The organism is Streptomyces sp. 378 (genome assembly GCF_030124145.1).
Classification (GTDB): domain Bacteria; phylum Actinomycetota; class Actinomycetes; order Streptomycetales; family Streptomycetaceae; genus Streptomyces.
In genome coordinates this window covers 104689-123206 of the sequence record NZ_JASKMS010000018.1, presented here as the reverse complement: position 1 = coordinate 123206, position 18518 = coordinate 104689, and the positions used below count along the sequence as shown (strand labels likewise).

The window sequence follows — 18518 nt, the reverse complement described above, 5'->3', positions numbered from 1 at the left end:
TCAGCTTTTCCCACAGGCCGTCAGAGCACCATAAGCGGTGCCTGTGCGTCCGAGGCCATTCTTTATATAGGTCATTACAGGCTGAATGGATGCAATCCCAATGCCTCCGTCCGGACCTGCGCACCCGTCGAGTCCGTCCGACCGGACGCGTACCCGCACTCGGTGGCACCATGACGCGGTGACCCACGCACGACAGCACGTGATTCAAGTCGTCGCCCACCGCGGAGCCTCCGAGGACGCCCCGGAACACACCCTGGCCGCGTACACCAAGGCCATCGAGGACGGCGCGGACGCCCTCGAATGCGATGTGCGCCTCACCGCCGACGGCCACCTGGTGTGTGTGCACGACCGCCGGATCAACCGTACGTCCAACGGCCGCGGCGCCGTCTCCGCACTGGAGCTGGCCGACCTCGCCGCCCTGGACTTCGGCTCCTGGAAGACGGGCGAGGCCTGGAAGGGACGCGACGAGGAACCCGACTGGGAGCACCGCCCGGAGGACCGCGAGGCGACCTCCGTGCTCACCCTGGAGCGGTTGCTGGAACTCGTCGCCGACGCCGGGCGCCGCGTGGAACTGGCCATCGAGACCAAGCACCCCACGCGCTGGGCGGGGCAGGTCGAGGACCGGCTGCTGGTCCTGCTGAAGCGGTTCGGTCTCGACGCCCCGGCCTCCGCCGAGGAGTCCCAGGTGCGCGTCATGAGTTTCTCGGCCCGCTCGCTGCAACGCGTGCGTGCCGCCTCGCCGACGCTCCCGACGGTCCATCTGACGCAGTTCCCCTCGCCCCGGCTGCGCGACGGACGGCTGCCCCCGGGCGTGCGGATCGCGGGACCCTCCCTCCGGATCGCACGCCATCACCCCGTGTGCATCGAGCGCCTGAAGCAAGCCGGGCACCAGGTGCACGTATGGACCGTGAACGAGCCCGCGGACGTGGATCTCTGCGTCGGGCTGGGTGTGGACGCCATCATCACCAACCGCCCGCGTGCGGTGCTGGACCAGCTCGGCCGCTGACAACCGGACCGACGCGTAATCCCTCAAGTCCCACCAGACCCACGCACACCTCTTGACCCCGCGCCCCGGACAGCGGGATCCTCCCTTCCCGGCCACACCGATGATTTCCAGCCAGGTGATTACCAGGAGTGCTCCGGCGCGTTCGGTCCGTATTCGCCCGTGGTGAATGCGTCACCGGGGGTGGATCGGCCGGTTTCCGGTACAGGCCAAAGGGGCATCCACACCGTGGCGTGGGGCGAAGGAGGTCTCGGGGGTGGCGTTGGTGGTGGCACAGGAGGTGCCCACGTCGTCGAGCATGGCCGTACCCCATGGCCCTGCGGGCGTGGGGGAAGCGCGACACCGGATGCGTACGCAGCTGCGCAGAGGCGGAGTCGCGGAGTCGGTCATCGACGACGCCGTACTGATCCTTTCCGAACTCTTGAGCAACGCGTGCAAGCACGGCAGACCCCTGGGCGACGCGCTCTCGGGCGACGGTGACGTGCGTGCCGCGTGGCGTGTGGACCCGACCGGGCGGCTCGTCGTCGAGGTCACGGACGGCGGCGGCCCGACCCGCCCCGCCCCCGCGACCCCGTCGGTCACGGCGCACGGCGGTCGCGGGCTGAACATCATCACCGCGCTCGCCGACGACTGGGGCGTGCGCGACGACATCCGCGGCGAGGTCACCGTGTGGGTCGTCGTCCACGACGACGTCCACGACCCCGACGCCGGACACCGCCGCGACGACTTCGCGACGCGCGTCACCGCCCCCGCGGTCTCCCGGATACCCGGGCTGGGCTTCGCGGACGCCTTCGACGACAGGGACTGAGCGCCGCACGCCGCGCTGGACCGGGTGTTGTCCACAGGACCCCGTGGCCCGGGTCACGAACGGCTAGGCTCGCGACCGTACGAGACGAGCCGTAACCGGGAGACCCATCGATGGCCAAGAAGCGACCCCAGACGAAGGCCAAGCGCCCGCAGACCACGGGCGGGGCCCGCACCGCGGGTGCCGAGGGAGACGTTCCGGTCGTCGGCGCCCGCGAGCCCTGCCCCTGCGGCAGCGGCCGCCGCTACAAGGCCTGTCACGGCCGGGCCGCCTCCCACGCCGCGACCGAACTGGTGCATCGCCCCTTCGAGGGTCTGCCCGGCGAGTGCGACTGGGTGGCCCTGCGCGAGCTGGTGCCCGCGGCCACGGTCGACCTGACCCTGAAGGACGGCCTGCCCGAGGGCGTCCCCGCGGTCACCCTGGCCACGGTCCTGCCCATGGCCTGGCCCGCCCTGCGCCGCGACGACGGCTCGGTCCTGCTCGGCCTGCAGAACGACACCTCCTCCGGCGACATCAGCCGCGACCTCGCCGACACCCTCCAGCGCGCCCTTCAGGCCCAGCCCGGCACACCCGTGCAGGGTCGCCGCGCCCCGGCCGACAGCCCCCGGTTGCAGGACCTGCTCGACCCCGAGGGCGTGTTCGAGCCAGAAGTGCACAGCGGCTTCGAGTTCTGGGTCCCGGACCCGGAGAACGCCACGCCCGACGTGACCGCCTCCCTGGAGCGGGCCAACGCCGCGGCCATCCCGACCGTCAAGCTCCAGGGCGTGGACGCCGCGTACTGGTGCGAGACGCCGGAGAAGAACCATCTGCGGTGGGTCATGCCGCATGCCGAGGAGCGGCTTCTGGACGCCCTCGCGCGGCTGCACGCGGCGGGCCGCTCCAGCCTCGGCGAGGGCACCCGCCTGGTGGGCTCCTTCCGCGCTCACGGGCTCACGGTGCCGGTGTGGGACCTGCCCAGCGACGTCAAGGCCGAGGACATCGAGAAGCCGGCGGCCGAGTTCGCCGAGCGCCTCGCCGCCGCCCTGGCGACGGACGCGGCGCTCACCGCGGACGAGCGCCGCGCCCGGGGCGGCCTCACCAACCGGCAGGTCACGCTCAGCTGACACCCGCCGGTGGTGCGGCCGGCCGCACCACCGGCGGGCCGGACCCGCACGGCCCGCGTCGATCACAACTCCCGGTCCGGACAAGCCAGTCGGTGACCGGAAAGACGAGATCGAATTTGCGAACCGCCGATCTCTTGTTACCGTTCCCGTAGCCCGGTTGCTGGTGCATCCCCCGTCGCCAGCAACCGGGTCTTTTCGTCTTCGCTTCCGTTCACGGAACGCAGCCGGGCGTCAACTGCGCGTTCTCACAGGCGAGTTGCTCCCCGAGCGCAGCAGCAGCGGTCCCCGCCCGCCCGGCTCGGCGAACTCCGCGACGGCTGTGTACGCCGTCGGCCTCCCGCGTACGGGCTCCCGCGGCGTCTCACAGGTCCCCGGCTCGTCCCCGGCCCCCACGGCGCACCTGATCCGCACACTCCGGTCGTCGGGGCCCATGAGGCTCAGCACGGCGTCCAGCGCCTCGCCGGTCGCATTGCGGTAGTAGGTCCGCGCCCAGGTGTCCGCACCCCGCGTCACGACACAGGTCTGCGCCTCGATGCCGTCGGGGGAGGAAAGTTCGGAACCGCAGCGCACGACGGTCGACAGGCCCTGGCCGAGCACAGGGAGGCCGGGGGCGGCGAAGGACGCCCCCGGCGCCTTGTCGTCGGCGCGCGGGGAGGGACGTACGGCGCCGGAACCGGACGTGCGGACGTCGGGACCCGCCGAATCCACAACGCCCTTCGCCCCCGCAGAGCTCGCGGGCCCCAAAGACCCCATGGACCCCACCGACCCCGCGGACGCCACCGCCAGCGGCAGTGCGACCGCGCACGCCACCACGACCCCCGCGAGGGCGAGCAGTCTGGTCTTTCGGGAGTCCCGGGAGCGGCCCCGGGCGGGACGCCGCATGGTTCCGGAACTTAACGCGCCGGGGCGGGCGCCGGGCTCGGCGCGCCCGACCGCCCTACAACTCGGGCGCGCTCACACCCGTACGAGTGAGGGCTTCCACCACGGCGTCCACCACGGCCTCCACATCGGGCACCCACGGCGAGGCCGAGCCGGGCAGCGGCGCGCGCTCCCAGCGGATCTCGCCGTGGCCCGTCCCGGACGGGGGCAGGGCCAGATAACCGCCCTCACCGTGGAAGCGGAGCGAGCCGGGCACGAAGTCCTTGGCGTAGAGCAGCTCGCCGAGCTGCTCCATGGAGTACGGCTTGACGAGGATCGCCCAGCGGGTGGGGGAGGCGACGACCGGGCCGAGCCGCATGCCCGTCCGGTCGAGCGCCTTGAGCGCGCGGGCGGCCGGCAGGGCCGGCAGGGAGACCGCGCAGGGGGCGCGGCCGCCGGTGGCCATGACGATCGGCGCCGTCGGCCGGTTGCCCCACCACCAGCGCACCATGCGCCCGTCGGTGGTGGCCGCGAGGAGGCCGGGGTCGAAGGGGTGCGCGCCGGGCACTGTGCACTCGGGGTCGGGGCAGCTGCAGCGGGAGTGCCCCTCGGGGTCCGCCGCCACACCCGGGAGTACGGGCCACTGCCATTGAGTCGCGTAGGTCAGGGCCGCGCCGATCAGCTCAGGCCTCCCGTCGCTGCGCTGGGACAGGAGCCTGCGTCGCCTTCCGAGGATCTCGCGCATGAGCGCTCGTTCCTTTCCGTTGCACGCCTGGCAACACGGTGGTCCACATCACATCATGTGTCGGTCACTTCACTGTGCGTACCTGTTGGCGCATCACACCCCTGCTCGAGGCAAGGGGAACCCCCTGTGGGTCGAGCTTCGGACTGCCTCCGCGGCCGTCCCGCCCATACTGCGTCTACCGAAAGCAGGGGCCTGGCGTAGGGGTGGCGAAGTATGGCGTTTGCCGTCGCGCGTAGTTCTCTCCGCCTCCGCCACGGGAGGATGGGGCACGGTCGTCGGTGGATAGGACGCCCGGTTCCGTCACCAGGTTCCGGGTGGCTCCCAACCACCCCTGGCCTTTACCGAGTACGTACCCATCACGACCGTTGTGACGCTCCGTCGAGCAAGCCCAGTCGACCGCAATAAGCCGTCCCCTGAGGCAGTTTTCAGCCAACTTCGCTTTTCCGCAAGAGGAAGGAGAGTTGTTCGTCGGACCTCACGGACACCAGTAATCCCGGCAGGACAATGCTGGACATCTCCTCACGAGTGCGTGTACATGTGGAGACACTGCTAGCGACGCAGAATGACATGGGGGTTTGCGATGCTTTTGAGCAGTACGTCCCGGTTGCAAGGCCGGACACCATGAACGCTCCGCACCCTCCGAAAGTGGCTGGAATCGATTCAACGGTTCCCGCGCCCGCACACACTGTCGCGCCCGTCGCGGCGGGTGCACCTCCGGCCGCCCCCGCACAGCCCCCGGCTCCCGCCGGCGCGGTGCTTCAGGACCGTCTCGCCGGCTGGGTATCCGACCTCACCACCCTGCACGAACTCACCGAACGCCTGGCCCGGACGGCCACGCTCGACGCGGCGCTCCCGGAACTGCTGGGGGCCGGTGCCGCCCTGGTGGGCGCCCGGCGCGGCCTCGTCGTCCTGGAACCCGGTGACGGACTCGGCCCGGACACCACCACCGGCCTGGGCCTCGCCCGCGCCGACCTCGGCCACATCGAGACCGTCCCGCGCAGCGCCCTGTCCTACGGCCGGATCCTCGAAGGGCTGCCGGGCGGCGAGGGCGGCATCGCCGAGCCCGACCTGTTCGCCACGGAAGGGCTCGACCCCCGCCACCGCGAGGTCGCGGCCCGCCTGGGCTACGCGGCCAGCTACGCCCTCCCCCTGGCCACCGACACCGCCGGCCGTCTCGGCGCCGCCGTCTGGTTCTACGACGAACCCGCCGAGCCGGGCGAACGGCAGCGCCACCTCGCCGGCCTCTACGCGCGCTACGCCGCCGAGCACCTGGCCCGGCTCCTCGAACTGGAACGCACACGCACGTCCATGGCCACGATGTCGGACGAGCTGCTGCCCGCGCGACTGCCCCGGGTCGCCGGGGTCCAGCTCGCCGCCCGGCACCGCACCGGCCCGCGGGGCGGCGGCGACTGGTACGACGCGCTGCCGCTGCCCGACGCCGCCCTCGGCCTCGCCGTGGGATCCGTCACCGGGTCGGGCCCGAGCGCGGTCGCCGCGATGGGACGGCTGCGGGCGTCGCTGCGCGCGTACGCCGTGATGGAAGGAGAGGACCCGGTCGCCGTCCTGTCCGACCTGGAGCTGCTGCTGCGGCTGACCGAACCGGCCCGCTCGGCCACCGCCCTGTTCGGCTACTGCGAACCGGCCGCGCGCAAGATCACGCTGGCCGGCGCCGGGCACAGTCCGCCCCTGCTGATCGGGCAGCGCCGTACGGAGTTCGTCGAGACGTCCGTCTCCGCCCCGCTGGGCATGCTCGCCTGCTGGGAGGCGCCGAGCGTGGAGATCCTCGCCGAGCCCGGAGAGACGGTTCTGCTCTACACCGACGGGCTGCTGCACCGCACCGGCGAGACCACGGACCGCGCCTTCTCCCGGCTGCACGCGGCGGCCGCCGGAGTGCCCCGGGCTCTGCGCGGCGATCCCGGCGCGATCGCCGACCACGTCCTGCGCTGTGTGCTGCCGGAGGAGCTGGACGCGGCGGACGGTGCGGAGGACGTCGTGCTCCTCGCGGTCCGGTTCGAGTAACGCTCCTCGTCATCGCCCTGGGGCCCCTCCCGCGCCGCCGTACAGTGGACGGTGGTCCAGTGGCGTATCGAGGAGGATGACCGTGGCCGAGGAGCTCACACCGGCGATCCCGGACGAGAGCGAAGAGCCGATCAAGCAGCGGAAGAACGGACTGTACCCGGGCGTGTCCGATGAGCTGGCCGAGAACATGAAGAGCGGCTGGGCCGACACCGAGCTGCGCGACCTCGACCCCATCCCCCAGGCCGCCGAGACCGCCGCCCGCCGGGCCGCGCTGTCCGCGCGCTTCCCGGGCGAGCGCCTGGTGATCCCCGCGGGCAACCTGAAGACCCGCTCGAACGACACCGAGTACGCCTTCCGCGCCTCCGTCGAGTACGCCTACCTCACCGGCAACCAGACCGAGGACGGCGTCCTGGTCCTGGAGCCCAGGGACGAGGGCCACGAGGCGACGATCTACCTCCTGCCGCGTTCGGACCGGGAGAACGGCGAGTTCTGGCTGGACGGCCAGGGCGAGCTGTGGGTCGGCCGCCGGCACTCCCTCACCGAGGCCGGGCAGCTGTACGGCATCCCCGCCTCCGACGTGCGCGAGCTGGCCGGCGCCCTGCGCGAGGCCACCGGCCCGGTGCGGGTCGTGCGCGGCTACGACGCCGGCATCGAGGCGGCCCTGACCGACAAGGTCACCGCCGAGCGCGACGAGGAGCTGCGGGTCTTCCTCTCCGAGGCGCGACTGGTCAAGGACGCGTTCGAGATCGGCGAGCTGCAGAAGGCGGTCGACTCGACCGTGCGCGGCTTCGAGGACGTCGTGAAGGTCCTCGACAAGGCCGAGGCGACCTCCGAGCGGTACATCGAGGGCACGTTCTTCCTCCGCGCGCGCGTCGAGGGCAACGACGTCGGCTACGGCACGATCGCCGCGGCCGGCCCGCACGCCTGCACGCTGCACTGGGTGCGCAACGACGGGGCCGTGCGCTCGGGCGAGCTGCTGCTGCTCGACGCGGGTGTCGAGACGCACACCTACTACACGGCCGACGTGACGCGCACCCTGCCGATCAACGGTCGGTTCGACGAGATCCAGCGCAAGATCTACGACGCCGTGTACGAGGCGCAGGAGGCCGGGATCGCGGCGGTCAAGCCCGGAGCGAAGTACCGCGACTTCCACGACGCCGCCCAGCGGGTGCTGACCGAGAAGCTCGTCGAGTGGGGGCTCGTCGAGGGGCCCGTGGAGCGGGTGCTGGAGCTCGGGCTTCAGCGGCGCTGGACGCTGCACGGCACCGGGCACATGCTCGGCATGGACGTGCACGACTGTGCGGCGGCCCGGGTCGAGGCGTACGTCGACGGTGTTCTCGAACCGGGGATGTGCCTCACGGTGGAGCCCGGGCTGTACTTCCAGGCCGATGACCTGACGGTGCCGCAGGAGTACCGGGGCATCGGGGTGCGGATCGAGGACGACATCCTCGTGACGGAGGACGGCAACCGGAATCTGAGTGCGGCGCTGCCTCGGCGGTCCGACGAGGTCGAGGCATGGATGGCCGCCCTCAAGGGCTGAGTGTCGCCCGAGGGCCGAGTGTCCTCCGAGGGCTGAGTGTCGTCTGCGGGTGCGTGGGGCCGGTCGCGCGGTTCCCCGCGCCCGCACAGGGCTGAGGGCGTCCGGGAACAGGGCGGGCTTTGGGGCTCGCTCGTGTGGCGCGCTGTGGCGGCCATCGCCGTGAGGCCGGCAACGGTGTCCGGTCCGACCAGCACAGGGCGCTGTGGTCGCGGCCGGTGGCCCAGGCCGTCAGGGGCGTGGGAACCGGCTGTGGACCCGCTGTGAAGGAGCCGGGAACGTCCGACCGGTCGGTCAAGAAACAGCAGGTCAGCGGTAGTTGACGTATGAGATCATGGCCGACCTTGCCGGGCCGATCCAGGGAACGGGCGCGATCACCATGAAGAACGTTCAGACGGCGCTGACCATGCAGGACGCCATCCTGACGCTGCAGAAGTACTGGAGCGACAACGGCTGCATGATCACGCAGCCGCTGAACACCGAGGTCGGAGCCGGTACGGCCAACCCGGCCACGGCGCTGCGGGTGCTCGGTCCAGAGCCGTGGAGCGTCGCCTACGTGGAGCCGAGCGTGCGGCCGGACGACTCGCGTTACGGCGAGAACCCCAACCGGCTCCAGACCCACACCCAGTTCCAGGTGATCCTCAAGCCCGACCCGGGCAACCCGCAGGAGCTGTATCTGGGCAGCCTGCGCGCCCTGGGTGTCGACCTGAACGCGCACGACGTGCGGTTCGTCGAGGACAACTGGGCCTCGCCGGCGCTCGGCGCCTGGGGGCTGGGCTGGGAGGTCTGGCTGGACGGCATGGAGATCACCCAGTTCACCTACTTCCAGCAGGTCGGCGGCGTCGCACTGGACCCGGTGTCGGTGGAGATCACCTACGGTCTCGAACGCATCCTGATGAATCTCCAGGGCGTGTCCCATTTCAAGGACATCGCCTACGCCCCGGGCATCACCTACGGCGAGGTGTTCGGGCAGAACGAGTACGAGATGAGCCGCTACTACCTCGACGACGCCGACATCGACACCAACCACCGGTTGTTCGAGTCGTACGCGGCCGAGGCCCGGCGCCTGCTGGACCTGGAGCTGCCGGTCCCGGCGTACACCTACGTACTGAAGTGCAGCCACACCTTCAACGTGCTCGACGCACGCGGTGCGATCAGCACGACCGAGCGGGCGAAGGCGTTCTCGCTGATGCGCGGGCTGACGCATGAGACGGCGAAGCTGTGGGAGCGGCGGCGGGCCGCCCTGGAGCATCCGCTCGGACTGGCTCCGGCACCGGCTCCGGCCGAGCGGGGCATGCTGCCCAAGGTGCCCGGCGTCGAGACGCTGCTGTTCGAGATCGGCGTGGAGGAACTGCCGTACGCCGAAGTCCCCGCCACCACCGAGGCGGTGCGCGAGTCGGTCACAGCCAAACTCGCCGCGACCCGGCTGGGGCACGGCGCCATCACCGTGCTGGCCACACCGCGCCGGATCGTGATCACGGTCGACGGTGTGCAGCCGCGCGAGCGGGACACCATGCGGACCGTGCGCGGACCCAAGGTCGCCGCCGCCTACAAGGACGGCGCTCCCACTCCCGCGCTCCTGGGCTTCGCCCGCAGCCAGGGCGCCGAACCGACCGACGTACGGGTCGTCGAGGCCAACGGGGTCGAGTACGTGGCGGTCACCCGCCACGAGGAGGGCCGCCCGGCCGTCGAGGTGCTCAGCGAGCTGCTGGCCGAGGTCGTCTCCGGACTGCGGGCCGGGCGCAACATGCGCTGGAGCGACCCGGGGCTGTCGTTCTCGCGTCCCGTGCGCTGGCTGCTCGCGCTGCTGGGCCGTACCCCCCTGCCCGTGGTGGTCTCCTCGCTCTCCGCGAGCGACACGACACGGGTGCAGCGGAACGCCCCCTACCCGGAGGTCCGGGTGACCTCCGCCGAGGGTTACCCGCACTTCCTGCACATGCACGGCATCCTGCTCGACCGGGAGGCCCGGCGCGGGGCGGTCGTGCGTGGCGCCCTGGAGGCGGCGGCCGAGGTGGGCGGGCGCGTCGATGTGGAGGGCCAGGCCGGGCTGATCGACGAGATCACCGACATCCTGGAGTTCCCGTACGCCGTGCGGGGATCCTTCGACGAGCGCTACCTCGAACTGCCCGCGAGCGTCCTGACCACCGTGATGCGCAAGCACCAGCGCTATCTGCCGGTGCTGGACGGGGAGCGGCTCATGCCGCACTTCGTGACCTTCGCCAACGCCCTGTGCGACGACGACGTGGTGCGGGCGGGCAACGAGGCGGTGCTGCGGGCCCGTTACGAGGATGCCGCGTTCTTCTGGCGCGCGGACCTGAAGGTGGCGCCGGAGGAATTCCGGAGGCGGCTGGACAAGCTGACCTTCGAGGACCGGCTCGGTACGGTCGCCGACCGCGCCGTCCGGCTCGCCTCCCTCGCCCTGGATCTGGCCGGGCGGGCCGGGCTACCGCAGGACACGGTGGAGGTCGTGCGGCGGGCCGGCGCCCTGGCCAAGTTCGATCTGGCCTCGCAGATGGTCATCGAGTTCTCCGGACTGGCCGGGGTCATGGCGGAGGAGTACGCCCGCCGGGCCGGCGAGTCCCCCGAGGTCGCCCGTGCACTGGCCGAGATGGAGCTGCCGCGTTCCGCCGGTGGTGCCCTGCCGACCGGGGACGCGGGTGCCGTGCTGTCCCTCGCCGACCGGTTCGACCTGGTGACGGGCATGTTCCTGATCGGGGCGGCACCGACCGGCAGCTCCGACCCGTACGGGGTGCGGCGGGCCGCCATCGGGCTGCTCAACGTGCTGCGAAGCCTGCCCGCCGTGGCCGGGGTGCGGGTGAGCGAGGGTCTGCGCGCGGCGGCCGTGCGATATGCCGCGCAGGGCGTCGAGGTGCCCGCCGAGCGGGTCGCCGAGGCCGCCGAACTCATCACCCGGCGCTACGAGCAGCAGCTCACCGACGCCGGGCACGAGCACCGGCTCGTGCAGGCCGTACTGGTGTGGGCCGACCGTCCCGCCCATGGCGATCGCACGCTGGCCACCCTGGAGCGGCATGTCGGCAGCGAGGCGTTCGAGGCGCTCGCCGCCGCGTTCCAGCGGGTGGTGCGCATCCTGCCCGAGGGCGGTGCCGAGGGGGCCGACCTGTCTCTGCTGACCGCGCCCGCCGAGCTGCGCCTGGCCGAGAGCGCGCAGGCCGTGCGAGAGGCCTTGCAGGGGCGGGAGGACGATCTCGGCGCGCTGATCGAGGTCTCCGCACCCCTGGTCGACGCCATCGGCACCTTCTTCGACGAGGTGCTGGTGATGGACCCCGACCCGGCGCTCCGGGCGGCGCGGCTGGCGCTGCTGACGGACGTGGCGGGGCTGGCCCGTACGACGGTGGACTGGGGCGCGCTGTAGGGCGGTGTTTCACGGACAGCGGTTCACGGGCGTTGTTTCACGTGAAACACCGCACGGCCCCGCACGGCCCCAGAGTCAGACCGCCATCAGTGGTGCGTCGCTGCGCCACTTCAGGACCTTGTCGAAGCTCACCACGGCTCCGCCCCGGCCCGGCTTGTTGCCGATGTGGACGTGGTCGGCGAGTTCCTCGATGAGGCCCAGCCCCCTGCCGTTCTCCGCGTCCGTGTGCGCGGGACGGATCGGCGGGCGGGACCGCCCGGCGGACGCCGCGGGGAATCCCGGGCCCGCGTCGGCGACCTCGATCCGGCACTTCTCGCCGTCCAGGTACGCGGTGACCCGGTAGGCCTCCGAGCCGGGTCCCCGGCCGGTGTCCCCACCGTGCTCCACGGCGTTCGCGCAGGCCTCGCTGAGGGCGACGGAGAGGTCGTAGGAGATGTCCGGGTCGACGCCCGCGGTCTCCATCGTGCCGATCAGCAGGCGGCGGGCGAGCGGCACGCTCGCAGCTTCGCGCCGCAGATGGAGTGACCACCAGATGCTCATGCTCCAGCCTCCTGGCCGCGGCTCGACATACCGTTACGTATTGCCCTGCGTGCCCGTGTGTAAGCGCGAAGTTGACGTGATGCCGCCCATACGGCGGATGCGCGCTGGTCCTGATCGGTGTATGCGGGGGCGGACATCGGCGCATCCGGGGGCGCGTGGGGCCAGAGCATGATGTTCCGGTCGTACGGCATCTTGTGGACCTGCCGCACGGGGCGTGCGGGGCCAGTGCGATGATGAGCCCGCCATGACTGCCCCCCATGCGCGCGCGACGCGCTCCGGACACACGCTCCGGATCCTGCGGGCCGCGGTGTTCGCCGCGGTCTGCGTCGTGCTTGCCGGGGCAGGTCACGCGCTCGCCTCCTGCGACGGCATTCCCCTGTGGACGCTGGGCGCCGGGTTCCTCGGGGTGGTCGCGGTGGCGGCTCCGCTGGCCGGGCGCATGCGCTCGCTGGCGGTGATCACGGCGCTGCTCGCGGTCGGCCAGACGGTGCTGCACACACTGTTCGGCCTCGGCCAGCACGGTACGGCCGCCGTCACGTCCTCGGTACCGGCGGGCGGGAGCGATGCCACGCTGGTCCAGCAGGCCGCGCGGTTCGTTTGCGGCACGACGGCTGCGGCCATCAGCCCGGCGCAGGCCCAGAGGATCCTCACCGAAGCCCGGGTCCAGCCGTCCCCGGGGACGCACACGCATCTGGCCTCGGACGCCGTGTCCGGCTCCTCGGCCTCGCTGTGGCCGTCCCTGCCGATGCTGCTCGGTCACCTCCTCGCGGCGCTCGCCGCCGGCTGGCTGCTGCGCCACGGCGATCTGGCGCTGCAGCGGCTCACCGAACTGTCGGCGCAGGGTGTCGCCGAGGGGGCGCTCGTGCGCTCCCTGCGGGCCGCCCTCGCACTGGTGCGCGCCCTGTGCGCCGGGCTCCCGGGAGCTCCGGAGGCCCACCCGCGCCCGGTGTGCGCCGCGCGGCCCGTGCCCCCGATGCCTCGCACCCTGGCCCTTCAGCACACGGTGATCCGGCGGGGCCCGCCGACCGGCCCGGCTTCCCCAGCGGCACTCGCCCTCGCCGCCTGACGCGACGCGACCACCACCCCTTCCGCTCCCGGACGCCCCGGGCCTCCTCTCCTGGAGCCCCGGATCGCCGGATCTTTGAATCCCTGGATCCCGCGGAGGAGGGGCCGCCGTCGTGCGGCACGCGCGTGTGCGCGCATTCCTCCTTCCACATCCAGACCGAATCACAGCGGAGTGCTCCTTCCATGAAGGCTTCCCGTATCGCCGCGGCCGGTGCCGCCGCCGGTGTCACCGTTCTCGCCCTGTCCGCCCCCGCCTTCGCGCACGTCACGGTGCAGCCCGAGGGCACGGCCGCCAAGGGCGGCTACGCGGTCGTGGACTTCAAGGTCCCCAACGAGCGTGACAACGCCTCGACCACCAAGCTCGAGGTCAACTTCCCCACCGACCACCCGCTGGCCTCGGTGATGCCGGAGCCGGTGCCCGGCTGGGACATCAAGGTCACCAAGTCCACGCTGGACAAGCCGCTGGAGATGCACGGCAAGAAGATTTCCGAGGCCGTCACCAAGGTCACCTGGACCGCCGACGGTGAGGGCATCAAGGCCGGCTTCTTCCAGAAGTTCCCGGTCTCCATCGGCACCCTGCCCGAGGACACCGACCAGCTGGTCTTCAAGGCCCTGCAGACGTACTCCAACAAGGAGGTCGTCCGCTGGATCGAGGTGCCTCAGAAGGGTCAGGAGGAGCCCGACAACCCGGCCCCGGTGCTGGAGCTGTCCGCCGCCTCCGAGGACGGGCACCACGACGCGGCCGGTGACGACTCCGACGCCAAGTCGGCCGAGAAGGCCTCCGCCGAGACGGCCGCCTCCGGCTCCGCCTCCTCCGACGGCACCGACACCACCGCCCGCGTCCTGGGCATCGTCGGCATCGTGGTCGGCGCGGCGGGTGTCGCCTACGGCGTGCTCGCCGGCCGTCGGCGCGCCGACGCCTGAGGCCGCATCCGTTGCCGGCGCGCACCGGACCCCCGCCTCGTGCGGGGCACCCCGGTGCGCGCCGGGTAACCGACATCTGGGAAATTCTTCTATGCGCACCAAGACCTTCGCCGCGGCGGCTCTGCTCGCCGCCGCCTCCCTGACCCTGACCGCCTGCGGCAGCGGCGGCGACAGCGACAAGCCCGTCTCCGTGGTGTCGGAGGCGGCCGGGACCGACAAGGCCGCCACCGTCCTCGACAAGCCGTTCGAGAAGCCGGACCTGGTCCTCACCGACACACAGGGCAAGAAGTACGACCTCCGCGAGGAGACCGCGGGCAAGCCCACGCTGGTCTACTTCGGCTACACCCACTGCCCTGACGTCTGCCCGCTGACCATGAACAACATCGCCGTCGCCAAGAAGCAGCTGCCCAAGGCCGAGCAGGACGAGCTGCGCGTGGTGTTCGTGACCACCGACCCCGAGCGCGACACCTCGGCCGAGCTCGGCAAGTGGCTCAAGGGCATCGACTCCACCTTCGTCGGCCTCACCGGCGACTTCGCGACCATCCAGGCCGGCGCCCGCACCCTTGGCATTTCCATCGAGCCGACCAAGAAGGACAAGAACGGCAAGCTCGTCTCCGAGCACGGCACCCAGGTCATCGCGTTCTCCCCGAAGACCGACGCCGGCTATGTGCTCTACGGCGAGGACGCCACCGTCGACGACTACACCAAGGACCTCCCCAAGATCATCAAGGGGGAGAACCCGTGAGGCGGCGCATCGGCCCGGTGGCCCTCGTCATAGCCGGGGCACTGGCCCTGGCGGGCTGCGGCGGCTCGGACTCGGGCGGTGACAGCGGCTCCGGCAAGGCGGAACTCTCCGTCGGCTCCGCGTACATGCCGCAGCCGGTGTCCGACGACATGGCGGCCGGCTTCCTGACCGTCACCAACAAGGGCGGCGCCGACGACGAGCTGACCTCGGTCACCAGCGGCATCGCCGGGCAGGTCACCGTGCACGAGACCGTCGACGGGGCGATGCGGGAGGTCAAGAGCCTCAAGATCCCCGCGGGCGGCCGGCTGGAGCTGAGGAGCGGCGGTGACCACCTGATGTTCGAGCAGCTGAAGGACAAGCCGAAGGAAGGCCAGACGGTCTCCGTCGAGCTGCACTTCGCCCACTCCACCCCCGTGAAGGTCGAGATGCCGGTGAAGCCGGCGACCTACACGCCCACGACCGGACACTGAGGGAGGGACCCCTGTGACGCAGACCATCGCCCCCCGCGTCCGGACACTGGTACTGCTGCTCCTGGCCGCGGCCTGCGCACTCCTCGCCGGAGCCGGCCCGGCCTCCGCGCACGCCGCGGTGACCGGCAGCGACCCCGGACAGGGGGCGGTGGTCGACAAGGCACCGGCCCGGATCTCGCTCACGTTCTCCGAGCAGGTCGCGCTGTCCGACGACTCGCTGCGCGTGCTGGACCCCGAGGGCAAGCGGGTCGACAGAGGCAAGCCGGCCAACGTCAGCGGCACCACGTACGCCGTGCCGCTGCACTCGGGGCTGCCCGACGGCACGTACACGGTGGCCTACCAGGTCGTCTCGGCGGACAGCCATCCTGTCGCCGGTGCCTACACCTTCTCCATCGGCGCCCCCTCCAAGACGTCCGTGTCGGTCTCCGGGCAGTCGGCGGACGACGGGGTCGTGGGCTGGCTGTACGGCTTCGGGCGGTACGTGTCGTACGCCGGGTTCATCGTGATGGCCGGCGGCGCCGCCTTCGTGCTCGCCTGCTGGCGGCGCGGTTCCGGGGTGCGGCCGGTACAGCGGTTCGTCGTCTCCGGATGGGTCGCGCTCACCGCGGCGACCCTCGCCCTGCTGCTTCTGCGCGGCTCCTTCACGGGCTCCGGGAAGGTCTCCGACATCTTCGACCTGTCCCTGCTCGGGCAGGTGCTGCAGACCAAGAGCGGGGCAGCCCTGGTGTCCCGGCTGCTGCTGCTCGCGGCGGCGGCACTCTTCATCGCCGTGCTGTTCGGGGCGTACGACAAGCGGGAGGACGCCCAGGAGAAGCGGGATCTGACCTTCGGGCTCTCGATCGGCGGCATCGTGGTGGCGGCCGGTCTGGCGGCGAGCTGGGCGATGTCCGAACACGCCTCGGTCGGTCTCCAGGCGGGCATCGCCATGCCGGTCGACGTGCTCCATCTGCTGGCCGTCGCCGCCTGGCTCGGCGGACTGGGCGCGCTCCTGGTCGCCCTGTACCGCGCGCCCGCCGACACACCCGTCGACACCGCGGCCGTGCACCGCTTCTCCCGGCTCGCCTTCGGCAGCGTCCTCGCCCTGATCGCGACCGGCACCTATCAGTCCTGGCGCCAGCTCGGCTCCTGGTCGGCCTTCACCGACACCCGCTACGGCCGGCTCCTGCTGGCCAAGATCGCCCTCGTGGTCGTCCTGGTCGGCGTCGCGTGGATCTCGCGCCGGTGGACGGGACGGCTGGCGGATACGGCACCGGTGGAGGCAGCGGCGGTACGGGAGAAGGAGCGGGTCGGAGCGGGGGCGGACGGCGCCGCGGCCGGCGACGAGGTCGACGCCTCTGACGCGAGCGAGGGCGACAGCGGTCCCGAAACCGGCACCGGTGAGCGGCCCGGCTCCGAGCCCGCCGACAACGAACGCGCCGCTCAGCTCGCCCGGCAGCAGGCCGCCCGGGATGCCGCGCGGCAGAAGCGGATGCGGGACGCCGACCCGAACCGCTTCGGGCTGCGGCGCTCCGTGCTGGCCGAGGCCGGCATCGCGGTGGTGTTGCTCGCCGTCACCACCGTCCTGACGCAGACCGAGCCGGGCCGCACCGAGCAGGAGGCCCAGGCAGCCACCTCGTCCTCCGCTTCCTCCACCGCCGACACGGGTGCGTCCGGGGCGTTGACCCTGAACATGCCGTTCGACACCGGCGGCGAGGACGGCAAGGGCATCGTCACCGTCGACATCGACCCCGCGCGCGTGGGCGGCAACGAGATGCACGTCTATGTGGAACGGCCCAACGGCCGGGCCTTCGACATCCCCGAGGTGAAGGTCGCGTTCACCCTCGAAGCCAAGGACATCGGGCCTCTGCCCGTCGTCCCCGACCACATCGCTACCGGACACTGGTCGGCGAACGGAGTGCAGATCCCCATGGCCGGCGACTGGAAGGTCGACGTGACCGTGCGGACCTCCGACATCGACGAGGTGACCGTCTCCAAGAACGCTCAGATCGGCTGAACGACCATGCCTGAACAGTCCCTTCCGAAGGCCCGCACCCCTGAGGCCACCACCGGGGAACGCGAAGCGCCCTCTGCCCACGAGGCCATCTCACGGCGGCGGCTGCTCGGCACCGCCGGTGCCACCGGCCTCGTCCTCGGCACGGCGGGCGCCGCCGTGGGCTATGCCGCCGCCCCCTCCGAAGCCGCCGCTCCGCTGACCTCACTCGGCACGGGCCGGGCGATGTTTCACGGGAAACATCAGCCCGGCATCACCGACGGTCTCCAGGCCCGCGGCCACGTCGTGGCCTTCGACCTGGCGGCAGGCGCCGGCCGCAAGGAAGCCACCGCTCTGCTGCGCCGCTGGTCGGAGACGGCCCGGCGGCTGATGGCGGGTGAGCCGAGCCCTCACGACGACACCGACGTGGCCCGTGACGCCGGCCCTTCGTCGTTGACGATCACCTTCGGCTTCGGCCACAGCTTCTTCGCCCGGACGGGCCTGGAGAAGCAGCGCCCGACCGCCCTCGACCCGCTGCCCGAGTTCTCCTCCGACCAACTCGACAAGAACCGCAGCGACGGCGACCTGTGGGTGCAGATCGGCGCCCATGACGCCCTGGTCGCCTTCCACGCCCTGCGCGCCATCCAGAAGGACGCGGGCCGGGCGGCCAGGGTGCGCTGGCAGATGAACGGCTTCAACCGCTCACCCGGCGCCACCTCCCACCCCATGACGGCCCGCAACCTCATGGGCCAGATCGACGGCACCCGCAATCCGAAGCCGAGCGAAGCGGACTTCGACCAGCGTGTCTTCGTCCCCGAGAAGGGTGAACCGGCCTGGATGGCGAACGGCTCCTACGCTGTCGTACGCCGGATCCGGATGCTCCTCGACGACTGGGAGCAGCTCTCCGTCACGGCGCAGGAGGACGTGATCGGGCGCCGCAAGTCCGACGGGGCGGCGCTGTCCGGGGGCACCGAGACAACCGCGATGGACCTGGAGAAGACGGACGCCGAGGGCAATCTGGTCGTCCCGATCAACGCCCACGCCCGCATCACACGTCCCGACCAGAACGGTGGGGCGGCGATGCTCCGCCGCCCGTTCTCCTTCCACGACGGCATCGACGGCGACGGGGTGCCGGACGCGGGTCTGCTCTTCATCTGCTGGCAGGCCGATCCGCTGCGCGGGTTCGTGCCGGTGCAGCGCAAGCTCGACCGCGGCGACGCGCTGTCGCAGTTCATCCGGCACGAGTCGAGCGGGCTGTTCGCCGTGCCGGGCGGGGCCGCGGAGGGTGAGTACGTGGGGCAGAAGCTGCTGGAGGGGTGAGAGATCACTCCAGGGGCGCGCTTGTGAGGGATAGCGCTTCCG

The 18518-nt window shown here is 71.7% G+C and carries 15 protein-coding genes; 12 read left to right on the top strand and 3 right to left on the bottom strand.

The window, feature by feature from the left end; all coding sequences use genetic code 11:
* Positions 1–178: 178 nt before the first annotated feature.
* From QNO09_RS23825 to QNO09_RS23815, 3 genes are all read left to right on the top strand, one after another.
* Positions 179–1006, top strand: coding sequence for a glycerophosphodiester phosphodiesterase (locus QNO09_RS23825; RefSeq protein ID WP_283972282.1), 828 nt, complete (start codon positions 179–181; stop codon positions 1004–1006).
* 166 nt (positions 1007–1172) lie between these two features.
* Complete coding sequence (locus tag QNO09_RS23820; protein ID WP_283972281.1) at positions 1173–1811, top strand: ATP-binding protein; 639 nt, start codon at positions 1173–1175, stop codon at positions 1809–1811.
* 110 nt (positions 1812–1921) lie between these two features.
* On the top strand, positions 1922–2911 hold the full coding sequence (locus QNO09_RS23815; protein ID WP_283972280.1) for a DUF5926 family protein: 990 nt from the start codon (positions 1922–1924) through the stop codon (positions 2909–2911).
* Positions 2912–3142: 231 nt separating this feature from the next.
* Here the strand turns inward: QNO09_RS23815 and QNO09_RS23810 are convergent, their stop codons facing one another.
* A complete protein-coding gene (locus QNO09_RS23810; protein ID WP_283972279.1) occupies positions 3143–3793 on the bottom strand; it encodes a hypothetical protein in 651 nt (216 codons plus the stop codon).
* Positions 3794–3848: 55 nt separating this feature from the next.
* Positions 3849–4514: a bifunctional DNA primase/polymerase gene (locus tag QNO09_RS23805; RefSeq protein WP_283972278.1), complete on the bottom strand. Its 666-nt coding sequence runs from the start codon at positions 4512–4514 to the stop codon at positions 3849–3851.
* A 504-nt stretch (positions 4515–5018) separates the two neighbouring features.
* On the opposite strand from QNO09_RS23805, the gene QNO09_RS23800 reads away from it, so the two are divergent.
* From QNO09_RS23800 to QNO09_RS23790, 3 genes are all read left to right on the top strand, one after another.
* The gene (locus tag QNO09_RS23800) at positions 5019–6533 is read left to right on the top strand and encodes a PP2C family protein-serine/threonine phosphatase (RefSeq protein ID WP_283972277.1); all 1515 of its coding nucleotides are present in this window, start codon (positions 5019–5021) and stop codon (positions 6531–6533) included.
* An 82-nt stretch (positions 6534–6615) separates the two neighbouring features.
* A complete protein-coding gene (locus QNO09_RS23795; RefSeq protein ID WP_451522826.1) occupies positions 6616–8073 on the top strand; it encodes an aminopeptidase P family protein in 1458 nt (485 codons plus the stop codon).
* Positions 8074–8389: 316 nt separating this feature from the next.
* Positions 8390–11443: a glycine--tRNA ligase gene (locus QNO09_RS23790; RefSeq protein ID WP_283972275.1), complete on the top strand. Its 3054-nt coding sequence runs from the start codon at positions 8390–8392 to the stop codon at positions 11441–11443.
* A 75-nt stretch (positions 11444–11518) separates the two neighbouring features.
* Here QNO09_RS23790 and QNO09_RS23785 read toward each other — a convergent pair whose 3' ends face one another.
* Complete coding sequence (locus QNO09_RS23785; protein WP_283972274.1) at positions 11519–11983, bottom strand: ATP-binding protein; 465 nt, start codon at positions 11981–11983, stop codon at positions 11519–11521.
* Positions 11984–12227: 244 nt separating this feature from the next.
* On the opposite strand from QNO09_RS23785, the gene QNO09_RS23780 reads away from it, so the two are divergent.
* From QNO09_RS23780 to efeB, 6 genes are all read left to right on the top strand, one after another.
* Positions 12228–13049 (top strand): hypothetical protein, encoded by an 822-nt coding sequence (locus QNO09_RS23780; RefSeq protein WP_283972273.1) that lies wholly within the window; start codon positions 12228–12230, stop codon positions 13047–13049.
* Positions 13050–13231: 182 nt separating this feature from the next.
* Entirely contained in the window at positions 13232–13972 is a 741-nt protein-coding gene (locus QNO09_RS23775; RefSeq protein WP_283972272.1) for a YcnI family copper-binding membrane protein, read from the top strand.
* A 91-nt stretch (positions 13973–14063) separates the two neighbouring features.
* Positions 14064–14717, top strand: a complete 654-nt coding sequence (locus QNO09_RS23770) for an SCO family protein (protein WP_283972271.1) — start codon at positions 14064–14066, stop codon at positions 14715–14717.
* A complete protein-coding gene (locus QNO09_RS23765) occupies positions 14714–15187 on the top strand; it encodes a copper chaperone PCu(A)C (protein ID WP_283972270.1) in 474 nt (157 codons plus the stop codon). Before QNO09_RS23770 ends, QNO09_RS23765 begins: the two co-directional genes overlap by 4 nt.
* Before the next feature lie 13 nt (positions 15188–15200).
* Positions 15201–17180 (top strand): copper resistance CopC/CopD family protein, encoded by a 1980-nt coding sequence (locus QNO09_RS23760; RefSeq protein ID WP_283972269.1) that lies wholly within the window; start codon positions 15201–15203, stop codon positions 17178–17180.
* Between the two features lie 6 nt (positions 17181–17186).
* On the top strand, positions 17187–18476 hold the full coding sequence (efeB, locus tag QNO09_RS23755) for an iron uptake transporter deferrochelatase/peroxidase subunit (protein ID WP_283972268.1): 1290 nt from the start codon (positions 17187–17189) through the stop codon (positions 18474–18476).
* Positions 18477–18518: the final 42 nt, after the last annotated feature.